At 34.4% G+C, this 15,606-nt stretch carries 18 protein-coding genes; 5 read left to right on the top strand and 13 right to left on the bottom strand.

What is annotated here, in order from left to right:
• Positions 1 to 160 precede the first annotated feature (160 nt).
• Both HM984_RS15610 and HM984_RS15605 read left to right on the top strand, forming a co-directional pair.
• On the top strand, positions 161 to 1,033 hold the full coding sequence (locus HM984_RS15610; protein WP_115811395.1) for an AraC family transcriptional regulator: 873 nt from the start codon (positions 161 to 163) through the stop codon (positions 1,031 to 1,033).
• Between the two features lie 16 nt (positions 1,034 to 1,049).
• Complete coding sequence (locus HM984_RS15605) at positions 1,050 to 1,223, top strand: hypothetical protein (protein ID WP_179349838.1); 174 nt, start codon at positions 1,050 to 1,052, stop codon at positions 1,221 to 1,223.
• Between the two features lie 6 nt (positions 1,224 to 1,229).
• On the opposite strand, the gene HM984_RS15600 is transcribed toward HM984_RS15605, so the two are convergent.
• The 5 genes from HM984_RS15600 to HM984_RS15580 form a co-directional block, all read right to left on the bottom strand.
• A complete protein-coding gene (locus tag HM984_RS15600) occupies positions 1,230 to 1,892 on the bottom strand; it encodes an HD domain-containing protein (protein ID WP_179349837.1) in 663 nt (220 codons plus the stop codon).
• A gap of 9 nt (positions 1,893 to 1,901) precedes the next feature.
• A complete protein-coding gene (locus tag HM984_RS15595) occupies positions 1,902 to 2,882 on the bottom strand; it encodes an acyl-ACP desaturase (RefSeq protein ID WP_115811391.1) in 981 nt (326 codons plus the stop codon).
• Positions 2,883 to 2,902: 20 nt separating this feature from the next.
• Positions 2,903 to 3,640, bottom strand: coding sequence for a lysophospholipid acyltransferase family protein (locus HM984_RS15590; RefSeq protein ID WP_179349836.1), 738 nt, complete (start codon positions 3,638 to 3,640; stop codon positions 2,903 to 2,905).
• Between the two features lie 81 nt (positions 3,641 to 3,721).
• Positions 3,722 to 4,132: a BrxA/BrxB family bacilliredoxin gene (locus HM984_RS15585; protein WP_115811387.1), complete on the bottom strand. Its 411-nt coding sequence runs from the start codon at positions 4,130 to 4,132 to the stop codon at positions 3,722 to 3,724.
• Between the two features lie 136 nt (positions 4,133 to 4,268).
• A complete protein-coding gene (locus HM984_RS15580; RefSeq protein WP_179349835.1) occupies positions 4,269 to 4,673 on the bottom strand; it encodes a hypothetical protein in 405 nt (134 codons plus the stop codon).
• Between the two features lie 131 nt (positions 4,674 to 4,804).
• Between HM984_RS15580 and HM984_RS15575 the strand changes: the two genes are divergently transcribed.
• Positions 4,805 to 5,593 carry a TerB family tellurite resistance protein gene (locus HM984_RS15575; RefSeq protein ID WP_179349834.1) on the top strand — a complete coding sequence of 263 codons (789 nt, stop codon included), beginning with the start codon at positions 4,805 to 4,807 and terminating at the stop codon, positions 5,591 to 5,593.
• A 287-nt stretch (positions 5,594 to 5,880) separates the two neighbouring features.
• Here the strand turns inward: HM984_RS15575 and HM984_RS15570 are convergent, their stop codons facing one another.
• The 7 genes from HM984_RS15570 to HM984_RS15540 all read right to left on the bottom strand — a co-directional run bounded on the left by HM984_RS15570 (position 5,881) and on the right by HM984_RS15540 (position 13,543).
• Positions 5,881 to 7,041, bottom strand: coding sequence for a metal ABC transporter permease (locus tag HM984_RS15570; protein ID WP_179349833.1), 1,161 nt, complete (start codon positions 7,039 to 7,041; stop codon positions 5,881 to 5,883).
• Positions 7,034 to 8,161: a metal ABC transporter permease gene (locus HM984_RS15565; RefSeq protein WP_115811379.1), complete on the bottom strand. Its 1,128-nt coding sequence runs from the start codon at positions 8,159 to 8,161 to the stop codon at positions 7,034 to 7,036. Before HM984_RS15565 ends, HM984_RS15570 begins: the two co-directional genes overlap by 8 nt.
• 101 nt (positions 8,162 to 8,262) lie before the next feature.
• Complete coding sequence (locus tag HM984_RS15560) at positions 8,263 to 8,655, bottom strand: VOC family protein (protein ID WP_179349832.1); 393 nt, start codon at positions 8,653 to 8,655, stop codon at positions 8,263 to 8,265.
• Positions 8,656 to 8,729: 74 nt separating this feature from the next.
• Positions 8,730 to 9,503 carry a metal ABC transporter ATP-binding protein gene (locus HM984_RS15555; protein ID WP_179349831.1) on the bottom strand — a complete coding sequence of 258 codons (774 nt, stop codon included), beginning with the start codon at positions 9,501 to 9,503 and terminating at the stop codon, positions 8,730 to 8,732.
• A gap of 266 nt (positions 9,504 to 9,769) precedes the next feature.
• Positions 9,770 to 10,681, bottom strand: coding sequence for a metal ABC transporter solute-binding protein, Zn/Mn family (locus HM984_RS15550; protein ID WP_179349830.1), 912 nt, complete (start codon positions 10,679 to 10,681; stop codon positions 9,770 to 9,772).
• 77 nt (positions 10,682 to 10,758) lie between these two features.
• The gene (locus HM984_RS15545; protein ID WP_179349829.1) at positions 10,759 to 11,229 is read right to left on the bottom strand and encodes a thioredoxin family protein; all 471 of its coding nucleotides are present in this window, start codon (positions 11,227 to 11,229) and stop codon (positions 10,759 to 10,761) included.
• Between the two features lie 13 nt (positions 11,230 to 11,242).
• Entirely contained in the window at positions 11,243 to 13,543 is a 2,301-nt protein-coding gene (locus HM984_RS15540) for a TonB-dependent receptor (protein ID WP_179349828.1), read from the bottom strand.
• Positions 13,544 to 13,642: 99 nt separating this feature from the next.
• Here HM984_RS15540 and HM984_RS15535 point away from each other — a divergent pair, with 99 nt between their 5' ends.
• Positions 13,643 to 14,299 (top strand): metal-dependent transcriptional regulator, encoded by a 657-nt coding sequence (locus HM984_RS15535; RefSeq protein WP_179349827.1) that lies wholly within the window; start codon positions 13,643 to 13,645, stop codon positions 14,297 to 14,299.
• Positions 14,300 to 14,423: 124 nt separating this feature from the next.
• Positions 14,424 to 15,233 carry a DUF6503 family protein gene (locus HM984_RS15530; protein WP_179349826.1) on the top strand — a complete coding sequence of 270 codons (810 nt, stop codon included), beginning with the start codon at positions 14,424 to 14,426 and terminating at the stop codon, positions 15,231 to 15,233.
• A gap of 231 nt (positions 15,234 to 15,464) precedes the next feature.
• Here the strand turns inward: HM984_RS15530 and HM984_RS17975 are convergent, their stop codons facing one another.
• A complete protein-coding gene (locus tag HM984_RS17975; protein ID WP_115811365.1) occupies positions 15,465 to 15,605 on the bottom strand; it encodes a FeoB-associated Cys-rich membrane protein in 141 nt (46 codons plus the stop codon).
• Position 15,606 lies beyond the last annotated feature (1 nt).

The following is a 15,606-nucleotide window of genomic DNA, read 5'->3' as shown; positions in this document are numbered from 1 at the left end:
TCTTCACCTTCAATAAAACAAGCATTTTGGTGTATTTATATGTAAAATTAACCTTATCCCTGTTTCAAATGCTGTATGTGGTTAAAATAGAATATATTATTGGTAATTGTATATAGGTTTTCATTTTAAATAGACTTAACTTTGCAGTAATAAATCTATTATGAATACAAGAAAACCTACATTAGAAAAAATAAGTCCCGAATTTGGTAGTTCTCTTAAAGTTAAAAAGAACGATGTATATACAGGAGAGAGTAAACCGTTTTGGCACTTTCATCCAGAAATGGAACTGGTATATGTTAACAAAGGCCAAGGTAAACGCCATATAGGAAACCATTTATCATATTTTAATAACAGTCAATTATTACTTTTAGGATCTAATTTGCCTCATAACGGGTTCACAGATCGTCTTACCATTAATGGAAGTGAAACTATTGTACAATTTAAACCAGAGTTTTTGGGTGAGCATTTTTTTGATATTCCAGAAATGGAGGATATCAATAAAATGTTTGAGCGTTCTAAAAAAGGAATTCTTTTTGGGATTAAAACAAAGCAAAAATTTGGGAAGAAAATTGAAAAATTAAACGAAAAAGAAGGCTTCAAAAAAATATTAATATTCCTTGAAGTGTTACACGGTTTAGCTAAATGTGAAGATTACACATTATTGAATGTCGATGGTTTTGCCTTTGAAACAGAACCACAAGATAGTGCTAAGATTGATGTTGTTATTAAGCATATAAATCAAAATTTTCAGGAGCATATTAGTTTAGATGAAATCGCTGATAAAGTAAACATGACGGTACCTGCGTTTTGTCGTTATTTTAAAAAGGTAACAGGTAAGACATTTACAAAGTTGGTAAATGAATACCGTATTGTGCATGCTACCAAATTGCTTTCGGAAAGTCAAAAGAGTATTGCAGACGTTAGTTTTGAGTGTGGATTTAATAATTTTTCGCACTTTAATAAACTATTTAAAGAGTTTACAGGTAAAAGTGCTTCTAAGTATAGAGGCCAGTTAAAATTAATGGTTCAATAATTTAATTGTGATAGTTATGGATGATAAAATAGAAATTGCAATAGTATACTATTCTAAAAAAGGCCAAGATATTTTAAATGCTGTAAACTCTAATAGCAATTTATCTGCAGATGAAATTATTCACTATGGCCAAGAAATGGCAGAGATTGAATATAAGTTAACTGCTTTAGAGGTGGCTAAAGAAAACTAATAGATTTTATTTTTCGCCTTCCCACTCGGCAAAAAACTGTTTCAGAAAACCTTCCATGTACTTGTGGCGTTCTAAAGCAATGCGTTGTCCTGTTTTAGTATTTAGCTGATCTTTTAACAATAACAATTTTTCGTAGAAATGATTAATTGTTGGCGCTTCTGAGTTTTTATAGTCTGCCTTAGTCATATTAAGATTAGGCTTTATTTCAGGATTATAAAGGGCTCTATCTTTAAAACCACCATAATTAAAACAGCGCGCAATACCAATAGCTCCAATAGCATCTATACGATCTGCATCTTGGACTACTTCCATTTCTTTAGAAGTGAACGACGTATTTAAATCAAACGAATTTTTAAAAGACATGTTATCTATAATCTGAGTCACATGCTCTATAATTTCACTGTCTACATTGTGTTTTAATAGAAATGTACTAGCAATTCTAGAGCCGAGTGCTTCATCTCCGTTATGAAATTTAGGATCTGCAATATCATGAAGCAAAGCGGCTAACGACACGACTGTGATATCTACATTTTCTTGCTTAGCAATTAGTAAGCTGTTTTTGTAAACACGTTCAATATGAAACCAGTCGTGGCCACCTTCAGCATTCTTGAGTTCAGTTTTAACGAAATCAATAGTAGCTTCAATGAGTTGCGCATCAGAAATTGTCATACGAAATTATTACGCAGGATCTACCCATTTAAATTGATATGAATTCTCAGGAATCTTCATACGCTCAGACAAACGATACATTCTTGGAGGTAGCTTCATTAAGTAATCTCTTGCTTTTTCGGCTTCCTCATTAAGTCCGGTCATTTTTCCTATTTCCCAACGGTCAATTAGTTTCTGTAAGATATCTACATAATCGTTAGACGTATAAACACCAAGACGTTGTGCGGTGTTAGAAAATTCTTCGAAAGCCGTACCAATACTCTCACCAGATTCTCTTAAGAAATGTGCTGGCATCGCAATTTTACGTTTCATCATATCGTGAAAAGCCATCATCATCTGATTAGGGTCTACAGCAAAAATGCGCTCTACAAACTCAGAATACGCATGGTGGTGACGCATTTCGTCTCCTGAAATGATTTTACACATTTTAGCCAATTGCTTATTACCTTTTTGTTTGGCAATTTTAGCCACACGATTATGCGAAATATAAGTCGCTAACTCTTGAAAGCTTGTGTATACAAAGTTTTTATAAGGATCTCTGCCTGTACCAATATCAAAACCATCGCTAATTAAATATTGTGTGGTTTTTTCAATCTCGCGCATATTTACACGACCAGATAAGTACAAGTATTTATTTAAAACATCACCATGTCTGTTTTCTTCACCTGTCCAATGTCTTAACCAGGTAGACCATCCGTTACGTTCAATTTGGTCCACTCCTTCAACATCCATAAGCCAAGATTCGTAACTTGGTAAGGCTTCTTCGGTAATCATATCACCAACTAAAACCACCCAAAAGTCGTAAGGCAGTTCCTTAGATAATTCTCTAATCTCCCTAACCTCTTCATAAAATGAATCTTTTGTAGGGTCTGGTAAGAAATCTGTAGGTTGCCAGATTTTTTCAACAGGAATTAAATATTTTTCAATCAGTGATTGTACATCTTTTTCGAGATGTTGCATCACTTCTAATCTTACGTTTTTTAGCGACATCTTAATAGTGTTTTTGGTAATTAATTCTCAATAGCAGCAACAATAGTTTGTTCTACTTGCTCAATTAATTCAGTCTTATCTGTAAAGTTAATAATTTCTAGGGGCTTATGAACAGTAAATTTCATATGATTTCCTATTCCCATTGGGAAATTTCCGTAGCGTAACATTTTCCATGAGTTATTAACCGTAACAGGAACGATAAGTGCAGAAGGCACTTTCTTGAGTAGCATTTCTAATCCTTTGGTTTTAAATGGTCTTGGAACACCATCTTTACTTCGTGTGCCTTCAGGGAAAATAACAGCTGCTCGTTTTGTTTTTTCAATATAATCTCCAAAGGTCATCATTGCAGATAACGATTGTCTCGGATTTTTTCGGTCTATTAAAACCGATCCCCCGTGTCTTAAATTGTAAGACACACTTGGGATGCCTTTTCCTAATTCTTTTTTAGAAACAAATTTAACATGGTGTTTGCGCATATACCACATAATAGGTGATATATCATACATGCTTTGGTGATTAGAAACTATAATTAAAGGGCGGTCTGTGCTTAAATTATAGGGATTGTAAAATGAGATTCTGGTGCCCAAAAGATTAAGACAGCGCATAATAAAAAATTGTAGCCAATCTACACTAACTTTAAGTGCTTTATAGCCAAATACATTAAAGCTAATCCATTGAATTATATGAAATATAACCAAGGTTAACCCAAAGCATAAATAAAATATAACCGAAAGCGGATAGGCTAGTAGTTTTCTCATGTGGCAAAGGTAATCAATGGAATTTAGGAACAAAAAAACCACGATAAAAATCGTGGTTTAAATACTTAGTTTTTTTATCTTTTAGCAATGCTCGTTATAAGCATCTTTAAGATTCTCAGCAATTAATGCTGCAGGACGACCTTCAATATGGTGACGCTCTAACATGTGTACTAATTCTCCGTCCTTAAATAAAGCCATACATGGCGAACTTGGAGGAAAAGGAACCATATGTGCTCTTGCTGCATCAACAGCTTCTTTGTCTACACCTGCAAAAACAGTAACAATATGATCTGGTTTTTTTGCATTGTCTAAACTTGTTCTAGCACCTGGTCTTGCATTTGCTGCTGCACAACCACAAACTGAATTTACAACAACTAATGTTGTACCTTCTTTTGCAATAGCACTTTCTACAGCTTCTGATGTATGTAATTCTTCAAAACCTACTTTGGTTAAATCCTCACGCATTGGTTTTACTAATTCTGCTGGGTACATATCTTTATATTTTAATTAATCTTAATTTGAATTGCAAAGATAATGAAAAATAATAGGCACTCGTAAGTCTTTAGTTCGTAGTTTAAATGGTACTATTTTGGTTTTCAATAGTGTTTAGAACTATTGAAAATTTAAGCTATCTACTAAATGTATATTGAAAACCATCAGAAATCATACCTTCATCTAAAATGAGTTGATTAGTGGTTAAACTTATAATTCTTAAATCGGTATTCTCAATAACTACACTGGTTTCATTAGATGTTGTTAAGACTTCATAACTATAAGTTCCAGAAGCATATCCACTATGTATAGCATTACTTGTGTCATTATTGATAACGGTAATTTCAGACGATTCATTGTTAAAATGCCATGTAATTATACCCGATTCAAAATCATCATCAACACCTGCGAAACCACCGGAAACATTGACCAAAGACCAAGTTGCATTAAGTGTTGGTTCTGAGTCTTGCTGTGCGTCGTCATCGCTGCTACAACTTAGTGTAAGAAGCATTAAGGCTAGAATATAAAAAGTGATTTTCATAATATTAAGGTATTGGTTATAGCTATAAGATACGACTTTGCGCAAATGGTTGCGTACAAAACGTAACAAATTACATTTTCAAACAACTAACATATAGTATATTTACAGCTTTAGAAAATCAAAAATATAATATGAGTTTTGCAAAATGGATTGGTGGTGCTTTAGGTTGGTCTTTTGGAGGTCCAATTGGTGCTATTATAGGATTAGCTTTGGGTAGTTTTGTCGATAATTTAACAGATAGCGGAACACCTTTAATAGGTGATCGTCAAGCGGGAAGACAGCGCGATACGTATCGAAAAACACCAAATTACGGTCAACGTACAACGCGACCACAAACACAATCGGGTGATTTTGAAGTAAGCCTCTTAATTTTAGCGTCTATTGTTATTAAAGCAGATGGTAAGCAAGATCAACGTGAACTCGATTTTGTACGTCAGCAATTTACCAATATGTATGGTAAAGATAGAGCGAATAAGGCTTTTGAATTGTTTAAACGCATTACCAAACAAAATATATCTACACGCCAAGTTTGTTTGCAGATTAAGCAAATGATGGATCATGCATCGCGTCTGCAATTAATTCACTTTTTATTCGGAATTGCAAAAGCAGATGGTTTAGTTACGGAGGACGAACTACGACAGATTTATACCATAACGGGGTATTTAGGAATTAGTAATAGAGACTTTGAGAGTATTAAAGCCATGTTTTATAACAGTAGCGATAATGCTTATAAAATTCTAGAAATCGATAAATCAGTATCCGATGCTGAGGTTAAAAAAGCATATCGTGGTATGGCTAAAAAATACCATCCCGATCGCGTTGGTCATTTAGGTAAAGAACATCAAGAAGGTGCGGAAGCTAAGTTTAGACAAGTGCAAGAGGCTTATGAGCATATTCAGAAGGAACGTGGGTTTAAATAAACCTATCGTTGATGGTTGTTTGTCCTTAATTGTTGGATAACAATATGATGTTATAAAAGTTTATTCTTTCCTTTCTTTTTCTTTCATGCGTTTTTCAATGTATTTAAAGTAACGTTGTGTTTTATACTTGTTATAAATGAAAATACACAGGACGATAAATCCTATGATAAGTAATCCGTTTTTACCGGTGAAATAATTTAATAGGTTCATGAGATTTAAAAATTTTTAGGATCTGTCGTAGTTAAGCCTTGAAGCTTTCAATCGTAGTGTCAATAAATCCATCAAATTTATCCTCTAAACAAAAAGAAATCATCTTTCATATCTTCAATTTGCGCATCTTCATTAGTAATAATGTAATCAATGGCTTTAGAGGTAAATTCATCTCCCTTTTTAGTTAAGGACACAATATTTTTTTCAATATGAATCATGTTATTTTTTTTCGCTAAATCGAGAACAGTTTTAGCACGTACTTTTTGCCAATTAATATGTTCTCTTAGGTGGTTAACATGGCGTTCTTCGAGTTCATCATGATTCTTTAAGTGTAATAAAAATGTGAGCAAAGACACTTCGGTGCGTTGCTGTTTTTCTCTGTACATTACAGCAATCACTCCTTTTGATGGCGCAAATAAATACACTAGCAAAAATACTAAGCCAAGAACCGTTGTAATCGAGCCAGCAATAGAAGCATCTAGCCAATGTGCTACCCAATAACCGAAAATGGCACTAAAAATTCCGAAACCGATGGCTAGAGCCAACATCTTCTTTAAATCTGTGGTTAACAAATAGGCAGCCGCAGCGGGTGCAATCATTAAAGCGACAACTAATATAGCTCCAACCGCATCAAAAGAACCCACAGTGGTCACTGAAGCCACCGACATTAATCCATAATGAATAATCGCTGGTGAAAATCCTAAGGATGCCGCCAAACCTTTATCAAAAGTGCTTATTTTCAATTCTTTAAAAAATAGAATTAAAAGTGTAATTGTGATGAGTAGAATGGTGCCAACGACCCAAAGTGATTTTGGCCCCACATCAGTTCCTGCAATGAGTAATCTATCAAAAGGGGCAAAGGCTAATTCACCTAATAAGACTGCATCGACATCTAAATGGACATCGTTGGCGTTTTTAGCAATTAGAATGACTCCAATACTAAACATAGCTGGAAACACCAATCCAATGGCTGTGTCTTCTTTTACTAATCCTGTTTTCTGAATGTATTCTACTAAAACTACCGTAATGATGCCTGTTAAAGCGGCTAATAGAATTAATAAGGGTGAATTTAAATCTTGTGTCACAAAAAAACCAACGACAATACCTGGTAAGATGGAATGACTAATAGCATCGCTAATCATGGCCATTTTTCTAAGGACTAAAAATGTTCCAGGAATGGCACAAGCAACAGCCACTAAACTCGCTATAAGTTGTATTTCAAGTTGTGCGTTACTCATCTTCAGTAGATTGTTTAGTGTACAAATTGGCTGCGGTTTCAAATCCTGTTTTGGTTAAACTCCACATATTTCCATCGAGTTGTACATAGTCCTTATCTACCAATTTTTGAAGTGTAGAACGTGTATAACCTTGAAAATTATTTAAAAGTTTTATGGCGTGTGGATGTGAAATATCTTCGTGTGTTTCTGCAATATGATGCATAAATGCTAAAGTTTTATGCAATTCTAAATCACGACGATTTTTAATAAATCGGATTTGCTTAAACAACAAGCCACGACTTGGGGAAAATATAAATGAAAACATTACAAAAACGCCAGCCACTAAAACGATAACAGGGCCCGTAGATAAGTTATTCTGACTTGCGCTAATTGCAGTCCCGAAGACTCCAGAAAACGCACCAAAAATAGCGGCTAAGAATACCATAACTGATAAGCTATTTGTCCATTGCCGAGCCGCAGCTGCAGGTGCCAAAAGCATAGCGCTCATTAAAACCACACCAACAGTTTGAAGTCCTAACACAATAGCCAAAACAATAAATGTCGTAATAAGAATATCTATAAATTTAGTGTTGAAACCGAGTGTTTGCGTGTAGTCGGCATCAAATAATAGGATTTTAAATTCTTTCCAGAAGGTGAGCATTACAATTAAACAAAGTCCTGTGACAATGGCCATTAGCCACACATCACTTTCTACTAAAGTTGCTGCTTGTCCAAAGAGGTATTTGTCTAATCCGGCTTGATTAGCATTAGGTTGTTTTTGAATAAAGGTGAGTAACAACATTCCGAATCCAAAAAACAAGGATAGAATTAAACCTAAAGCGGTATCTGATTTTAAGTGGGTTTTTGTGACAATACCTCTTATCCAAAACGTACCGATTAAACCACTAATTAATGCTCCGATTAATAATGTATTACTGTCTTTGGCGCCAGTAATTAAAAATGCGATAGCAATACCAGGTAAAGCCGCATGAGAGATGGCATCTCCTAATAAACTTTGTTTTCTGAGTACAGCAAAACTACCAAGCATTCCGGTAACAGCTCCTAAAATGGCTGTTCCTAGTGTGATGGTTCGTAGTGTGTAGTCTGTGAAGACTAGTTTTATGTATTCTGTTATATCCACAATTCTTGCGAAAGCAGGAATCTCATCCTACTTTGTAATATTTTTTTCGTTTAGTTTGTAGGCCTCAAAGGTTTCTAAAACTTGTGAGATCTGTATCTATTTTAATTCTTAATTGGTGTACAAATTTCAATAAGAAACCCATTAATATCTCTTAAATACCCCACTTTTTGTCCCCAAGGTTTTTCAATTATAGGTTCGTATTCTATGGCTCCAGCTTTTATCGCTTTATTAAAATCATTTTCAATATTTTCAGTTGTAAAAGCCATTTCAATTCCGTTTGGCTTTTCGTTTATAGAAAGTTGTTTAAAGCCTTTTTTAAAGTTTGAATTTCCTAAGGAATGAGACGCAAAAGCGATGGTGGTTTCTCCAGAAAGTAGCTCGCCATAATCGTGCTCTGGTGTGATGAATTTTTTTTGAAACCCAAAAGCGTTTTCGTAGAATGACATTGTCTTTTCAACATCTTCGACATATAAAATGGTGTATGCGTATTTCATGTTTTTTATTGCTTTCTTAGTTCTCATTAGAGTAAGCACTGCCAACCGCCAACTGAATACGATCAACTATGTTTCTACTCCTGTATACTCACTTTATAATTAATACCATAGGTCTTCGTTAAGTTATCGTCATTGAAGATGTCCTTTACAGGTCCTGTGGCAATTTTCTTCACATTTAAAAAGGTTACCCAATCAAAATATTCGGGTACGGTTTGTAAATCGTGATGCACTACAATAACCGTTTTACCTGCTTTTCGTAATTCTTTTAAGATGTTAATGATGGCAATTTCAGTGGTGGCATCGACTCCTTGAAATGGTTCATCCATAAAATAGATAGAAGCATTTTGTACCAAAGCACGTGCTAAGAAAATACGTTGTTGTTGTCCTCCCGAAAGTTGACTAATCTGTCGACTTTTAAACGCTAACATCCCTACTTTTTCTAAAGCTTCTAGTGATGCTTTTTTCTCTTTTTGGCCAGGACGTTTTATCCAACCTAGACTTCCATAGGTTCCCATCATCACTACATCTAATGCTGTGGTAGGGAAATCCCAATCTACACTACCTTTTTGAGGCACATAAGCTACGAGTTGTCTTTGCTTTTTATAAGGTTTTCCGTAGATAGTGACACTACCTGCAATCGGTTTTAAGATTCCTAAAATAGATTTTATAAGTGTGGATTTTCCTGCTCCATTCGGACCAACAATAGCCATTAAAACTCCTTCTGGAATTTCTAAATCGATGTCCCAAAGAACCGGTTTGTAGTTGTAAGCAACGGTAAGATCGTCTACTTTTACGGCAATTACTCCTGAGGAAGCAGGAGTCTTATTATCAATAGTTTGTTCTTTCATAATTTTAGTTCTGTTCATTTTGTCTTGATACAAAACGAACCAAAAAATCACAATCAAAAATTAGAAAATTGCTAAAGCATCACTCACTTTTAGAACTTCGTGCTTGAGGCTGCTCCTCGCATCTACATTCCTTCGTTCATTATTTTTGAATTTTGATGTTCAATTCTCTGAATTGATCTAGGACATTCTTCTTTGCAATATTAGTTTTCAATTTCTTTTTATTTAATTTCTTTAAAATTGCCTTCACTGCAAACTGCAACTGAATATTATTTTAAAGCATTTACAATCGTATTTACATTATACTCAAACATACCAATGTAGGTGCCTTCAGGTGTTCCGGCATTTCCAAGGGCATCAGAATATAGTGTGCCTCCAATTTCTACATCATGTCCTTTAGATTTCACAGAAGCTTGCAGAGCTTCAATCGTTCGTTTTGGTACAGAACTTTCTATAAATATGGCTTTAATGTTTTTTTCGATAATAAATGTAGCCAATTTTTGAACATCTTGTACACCGGCTTCAGTTGCTGTTGATATACCTTGTAAACCAACGACTTCAAATCCGTAGGCTTTTCCAAAATAATTAAACGCATCATGAGCTGTTACTAATATCCTTTTTTCCTTTGGAAGTGTTTCTATGGTCTGCTTTATGTTATTCTGAAGTGCTTCTAATTTAAGGATATAAGCATTCTTGTTGGCTTCGTATTTTTGCGTGTTTTTAGGATCTTTTTTAGATAAAACAGCCGCTACTTTTTTTGCAAATTGTTCAAAATAATTAATATCGAACCAAACGTGTGGATCATAATTTGAAGCAAAATATTCAGAACCTATAAGTGTGTTTTCATCTAGAGCATCTGAGAGTGCTATGGTTGTTTTTTGGGAACTCTCCATTTTTTCAAGGACTTCTACGAGTTTTCCTTCTAAATGTAAGCCGCTGTAGAATATGATATCTGCATTGACTAATTTAGAAACATCACCTTCGCTGGCTTTATATAAGTGCGGATCGACTCCAGAACCCATTAAGCCTTGTATATTAATCATATCTCCACCGATATTCTCAACTAAGTCAGTAATCATGGTCGTTGTAGTCACAATATTCAGTTTTCCATTATCTTTAGATTCATCCTTACAAGCCGTAAAAATGAGCGTGATAGCTAAGAGGAAAATTATTTTTTTCATATATCTAAATATTTATTACGAAGGTACTAAAAAATGAGAAGAGTTAATCGGTTTTTAGTAGGATTCAAATCTGTTTTTTATTGATTTGAAAGAATTTTAGAAAGTTGTTTCACATTGAGGTACTGAAAGTAACGTGCTGTAGCTTGAAATTTCTCGTCTAAGAATACTAATGCAGGCAATGAAAATGGTTTGTTTTTTTGCCTTGCCATTAATAATGGAATTTGATGAATAGGGTTTCTTTTGTTTAAACGTTTGTTGATGAAAAGCTGATTGCCGAAATATATAGTGTCCTTTGTTTCAACATTCATTTTAACAGCGTAATAATCTTTGTTAAGTAAATCAATAATTAGGGTGTCTGTAAAAACTTCTTTTTGCATTTTTAGGCAAGGTGAACACCAGTCGGCATAAAAATCAATGAATACTTTTTTAGGTTGTACTTGAAGAGACTCTTCTAATTGTTCAAAATTAAGCCAATTCACAGCCTTTTCTGATTGTGAAAAGACTGTGCTGACCATGACTAACATGACTAAATTGAGAGAAATTTTCATTGCATTTTTCTGATTACAGAGAGTTGATAGAAAGTCCTAAGAAAAAGGTTCGTGGTGCTGCAGATCCATAAATATAGTTGCTATCACGATTTTTACCAGTATCAAAATCACTTTGGTAGCTATTGGTAATATTCTTAACACCTCCATAAAATTCTATGCCTGTGCTTATTTTTGGTAGATTGAATGTGTAACCCAAACGCAAACTCAATTCAGTAAACGTATCTGTTGTATTGTATTCATCAACGGTTTGACCTGTGCCATCTCCTGCAAAATGGGTAATATCCATTTGACCTGTATAGATTAAATTGGCACTCGCTGTAAACTGTTTTGTCGGTTTGTACGTTAACGTAGCATAACCATAATCGTTAGGTGTTCTTAAAAATTCGCGTTTAGTTTCTAAACCTTCAATATTTTCTACCGCATCGTCAAATCTGCTTGATTGTATTGTGAATCCGGCTTCAACTTCAAAAACATAATCGAAATTAGCGCGTGTTTCTAAAGTGAATCCTTTTACGGTTGCGCCACTACCATTTCGCTTTTCAAAACGTTCTCCAAATTCATCTTCGCCAAGTGGAAATTGAAAAAAGGCATCCTCCAAATGAGTGTAAAACCCTTCAACTGTAAAACCAGCGATAAAATGTTCTGTGGGTTTATCGTAATTCATTGAAGCGGTAAAACTGTTAGAGCGTTCTTCAATCAAATCTTCAGAAAGTGAAATTCTAGAGATGCCACCACCAGCAAAAGCAATATGTAAATCGGTATCAAAAGCCTGTGGCGCTCTAAAGCCAGTTCCCCAACCTAAACGGAATTGTGTGGTTTCTTTTAGTTTATAGAGTAAAGATAACCGTGGGCTAAAAACAACATTGTCTACCAAATTATGATCATCTAATCTAAAGCCCGCTAGAAAATTGATATCTTCAGTAACTTCCCAATCATTCTGAACAAATACACCTAAGTTGTTTGTGGTCTGATCGATGAGGTAATTGTAAGACGTAATTTCATCCATAACAGCATCATAAACGTATTCTACACCAGCAGTTAATACCGTTGTTCCTCCTAAAAAGTCATCGAATCTATTATTTAATTGAACGCCTCCTTGATGTGTGGTAACTTCGGAGATTCCGTAAGGTGGATCTGCAAAAAAGGCAGTTTGTTCATCAGTATCATCCGGAATAATTCCGGTGTAATGGTCACGATCTGTACGCTGACCTCCATAGTATAAAATCAATGAATTTTTATCGTTGTTAAAGTTGATTTGATAATCTAAACTCGCCATAAGCACATGGTGATCCCGCTCTTCGGATTGTTGAGTTAAATAAGCCGGTTTATCTACCATTTCACCACCAAAACGGTACTCGTAAAGCTTACTTAAATTGACTTCTAATTTTGAATTCTCTGTAGGTAGAAAAAAAGCATTAACACCAAAAGAGGTATTTTTTAGTTCTGGTAATTCAGAGAAATTATCGTCATTGGCGTCGTAGGCTGTTCGGGTTCGGTTACTTACAAAAAAGGTCGCGCCAGATTTATAATCGTCGCTAACTACAGTGGCATTTCCATTGATTAAATTTTGGTCAGCGCCTCCGTTGATGTTCTGATAGGTATAGCTAAAGTTATAACCATCTTGTTTTGGGATTTTGGTAATGACATTTACGGTTCCTCCGATGGCACTAGACCCGTAGAGTGCTGAGACACCACCACGAACAACCTCAATGCGTTCTATCATATTAACTGGGATTTGTTCTAAACCATATAGTCCAGTTAATGGGCTAAAAATAGGACGTCCGTTAATAAGGATTTGAGAGTATCCACCTTGAAGTCCGTTCATACGAATTTGACTATAATTACACGTTTGACAATCCATTTCAACACGAAGTCCTGGTTGAAAACGTAAGCCTTCAGAAAGATCAGTGGCTACAACCTGTTCTAAAGTTTCGCTATTAATTAGATTAACGATAACAGGAGAATCTGTACGACGTTTTTCTGTACGTGTCCCTGTAATGACCACTTCGTCTAAATCATTTTTATTGATTAAATCGAACGTGACATACACATTATCAGTTGTGATAGAAACGCGTTTTGTTTCCGTTTTAATGCCTGTGAATGACGCGACAAGAATATAGGTACCTGCTTTTAAATCTTTTATGATAAAATTTCCATTGTCATCAGATAGTGTTCCTTTTGAATTGTCTTCAATATAAATATTGGCAGAAGGTAGTGGTTGTCCTTCCGAAGTTACTCGACCAGTAATTTCATAAGTGTTTTGGGCATTTATACAAGTGACTGAAGCAAAAAGTAAAAGTAATATTAGTCTCATCTTTATTATTTTTTAAGCAAATATAAATATATTTTTAGATTAGTCTAAAAATATTTTAAGAAGTTTACTTTTTCTATATTTGCTTTACACGATAAAACTATGATTACACTAACAGAAGAAAATTATATTAAAGCCATTTACCATTTAAGCAGTAATGGCGAAAAAACGGTGAATACAAATGCTATAGCTTCTGCGATGCAGACGAAGGCATCTTCTGTTACGGATATGATTAAAAAACTATCTGAAAAGAATTATGCGGATTATAAAAAATACCAAGGTGTTACTTTAACGGATGACGGTAAGCGTGTTGCTGTAAATATTATTCGTAAACATCGCCTTTGGGAAGTGTTTTTAGTTGAGAAGCTAAATTTCTCTTGGGATGAGGTTCATGAAGTTGCAGAACATTTAGAGCATATTAAATCTGATAAATTGATTGATGAGCTAGATGCGTTCTTAGAGTTTCCTACGTATGATCCCCATGGAGATCCAATTCCTGATAAGGAAGGTAACTTTAAGCATATTGAAAAAATAGTTTTGGCTAAAGCCGAAGTTGGCTCTGCTTATAAATGTGTGGGAGTGGATGATACGTCTTCTAAGTTTTTAAAATATTTAGACAGTAATCATATTGCGCTCGGTACAATAATAACAGTAAAGCATAAAGAACCTTTTGATAATTCTATAAAAATAGCTTTAGAAAATTCTGAAATTGTAGTTTCTCAAAGTGTGGCTAAAAATTTATACTTAAAGAAGATTTAATTCCGCTCTTGGTAAAAATCTCACTTAAAAAGCTAAACTTATCTTAAAATAATGAAGTCTAATCGTTGGTGTTCATTTTACACTATAATTTTGAAGTCATTCTCATTTAATAAAATTCTATAATATGTCTCATATGTTTAAGTCTAGTATCGTTTGTGTTTTGCTTGTAATACTTGCTACAAGTTGTAAAAGTGAAAAGAAAGAGTCAATTGAAGCAGAAACGTCAGAACCGATAGTAGAAAATAAGATTCTCACACCTGTAGAAACTATTGAAAAAGCTTATAACAAAGATGTGTTTTTATCTAACGAAGCTATTGAGTTAGATATGGTGGTCAGTTTTGGTGGTAGTGAACGCCTTAATGGAAAAATGACGTTTTTAACCAATTCAACAAAAGGAAAAATTGAATTGAATGATGGTACTTTTATTTATTATGATGGCGAAAAAGTATTCCATTCTCCAAATCTTACAAACGGTAAAGCAGCACGATTTGATGCTTACACATGGATGTATTTCTTATTGTTTCCTACTAAGTTGAGCGACCAAGGAACTATATGGTCTGATGTAGAAAGTGCAAAACTTAATGATAAAACATACAATTCGCAACATTTAACGTTTGAAGCTAATACGGGCGATGCACCAGATGATTGGTATATTGTTTACAGTGATCCAAAAACCAATATGATGGATTATGTAGCTTACATTGTTACCGTTAATAAATCTACAGAAGCAGCGGAATCAGATCCGCATGCTATAGGTTACTCTAATTATAAAATGATTGATGGTGTGCCAATTGCACATAACTGGGAATTTTATGAGTGGTCTAAAGATGCTGGTTTAGGTAAAGTGATTGGTAATACGATTATCAATAATGTAAAGTTTGTGACGCCAAATGCTGATACGTTTTCTATTCCTGCAGATTTTATAGAAAAATAAAATCAACTTACTTACTACTATTACTCTGTATAAAAGCTTTTAAGGCAAACAGGAGAATGATTTCTATACTCACACAGAAAACACCGTGAATGATTTTAAGGTCAAATAGCACTACAAATACTAGGGCTGAGATAAAAAGACCAAAGCATATAAGAATACCACTGATGAGGTCTTTTAAAAACGTTGTTTTGTTAGATTTATAATCGAAAATGTAAGCGATTATGATAACGACTAATGACATCCACAGCCATCATCGCCGCCACAAGCTTTAGCTGATTTTTTCTTAGGGGACCAAATGTATTTTCGTACTAGAAAAAGTAAGGCCAATCCTAATGCAGCAAAAACTAATATGTTTTGAATTATTGTGTTCATA

Origin of the sequence: Winogradskyella pacifica, from assembly GCF_013403915.1 — a bacterium.
GTDB lineage: Bacteria > Bacteroidota > Bacteroidia > Flavobacteriales > Flavobacteriaceae > Winogradskyella > Winogradskyella pacifica.
This window is presented reverse-complemented; position numbering and strand designations above follow the sequence as displayed.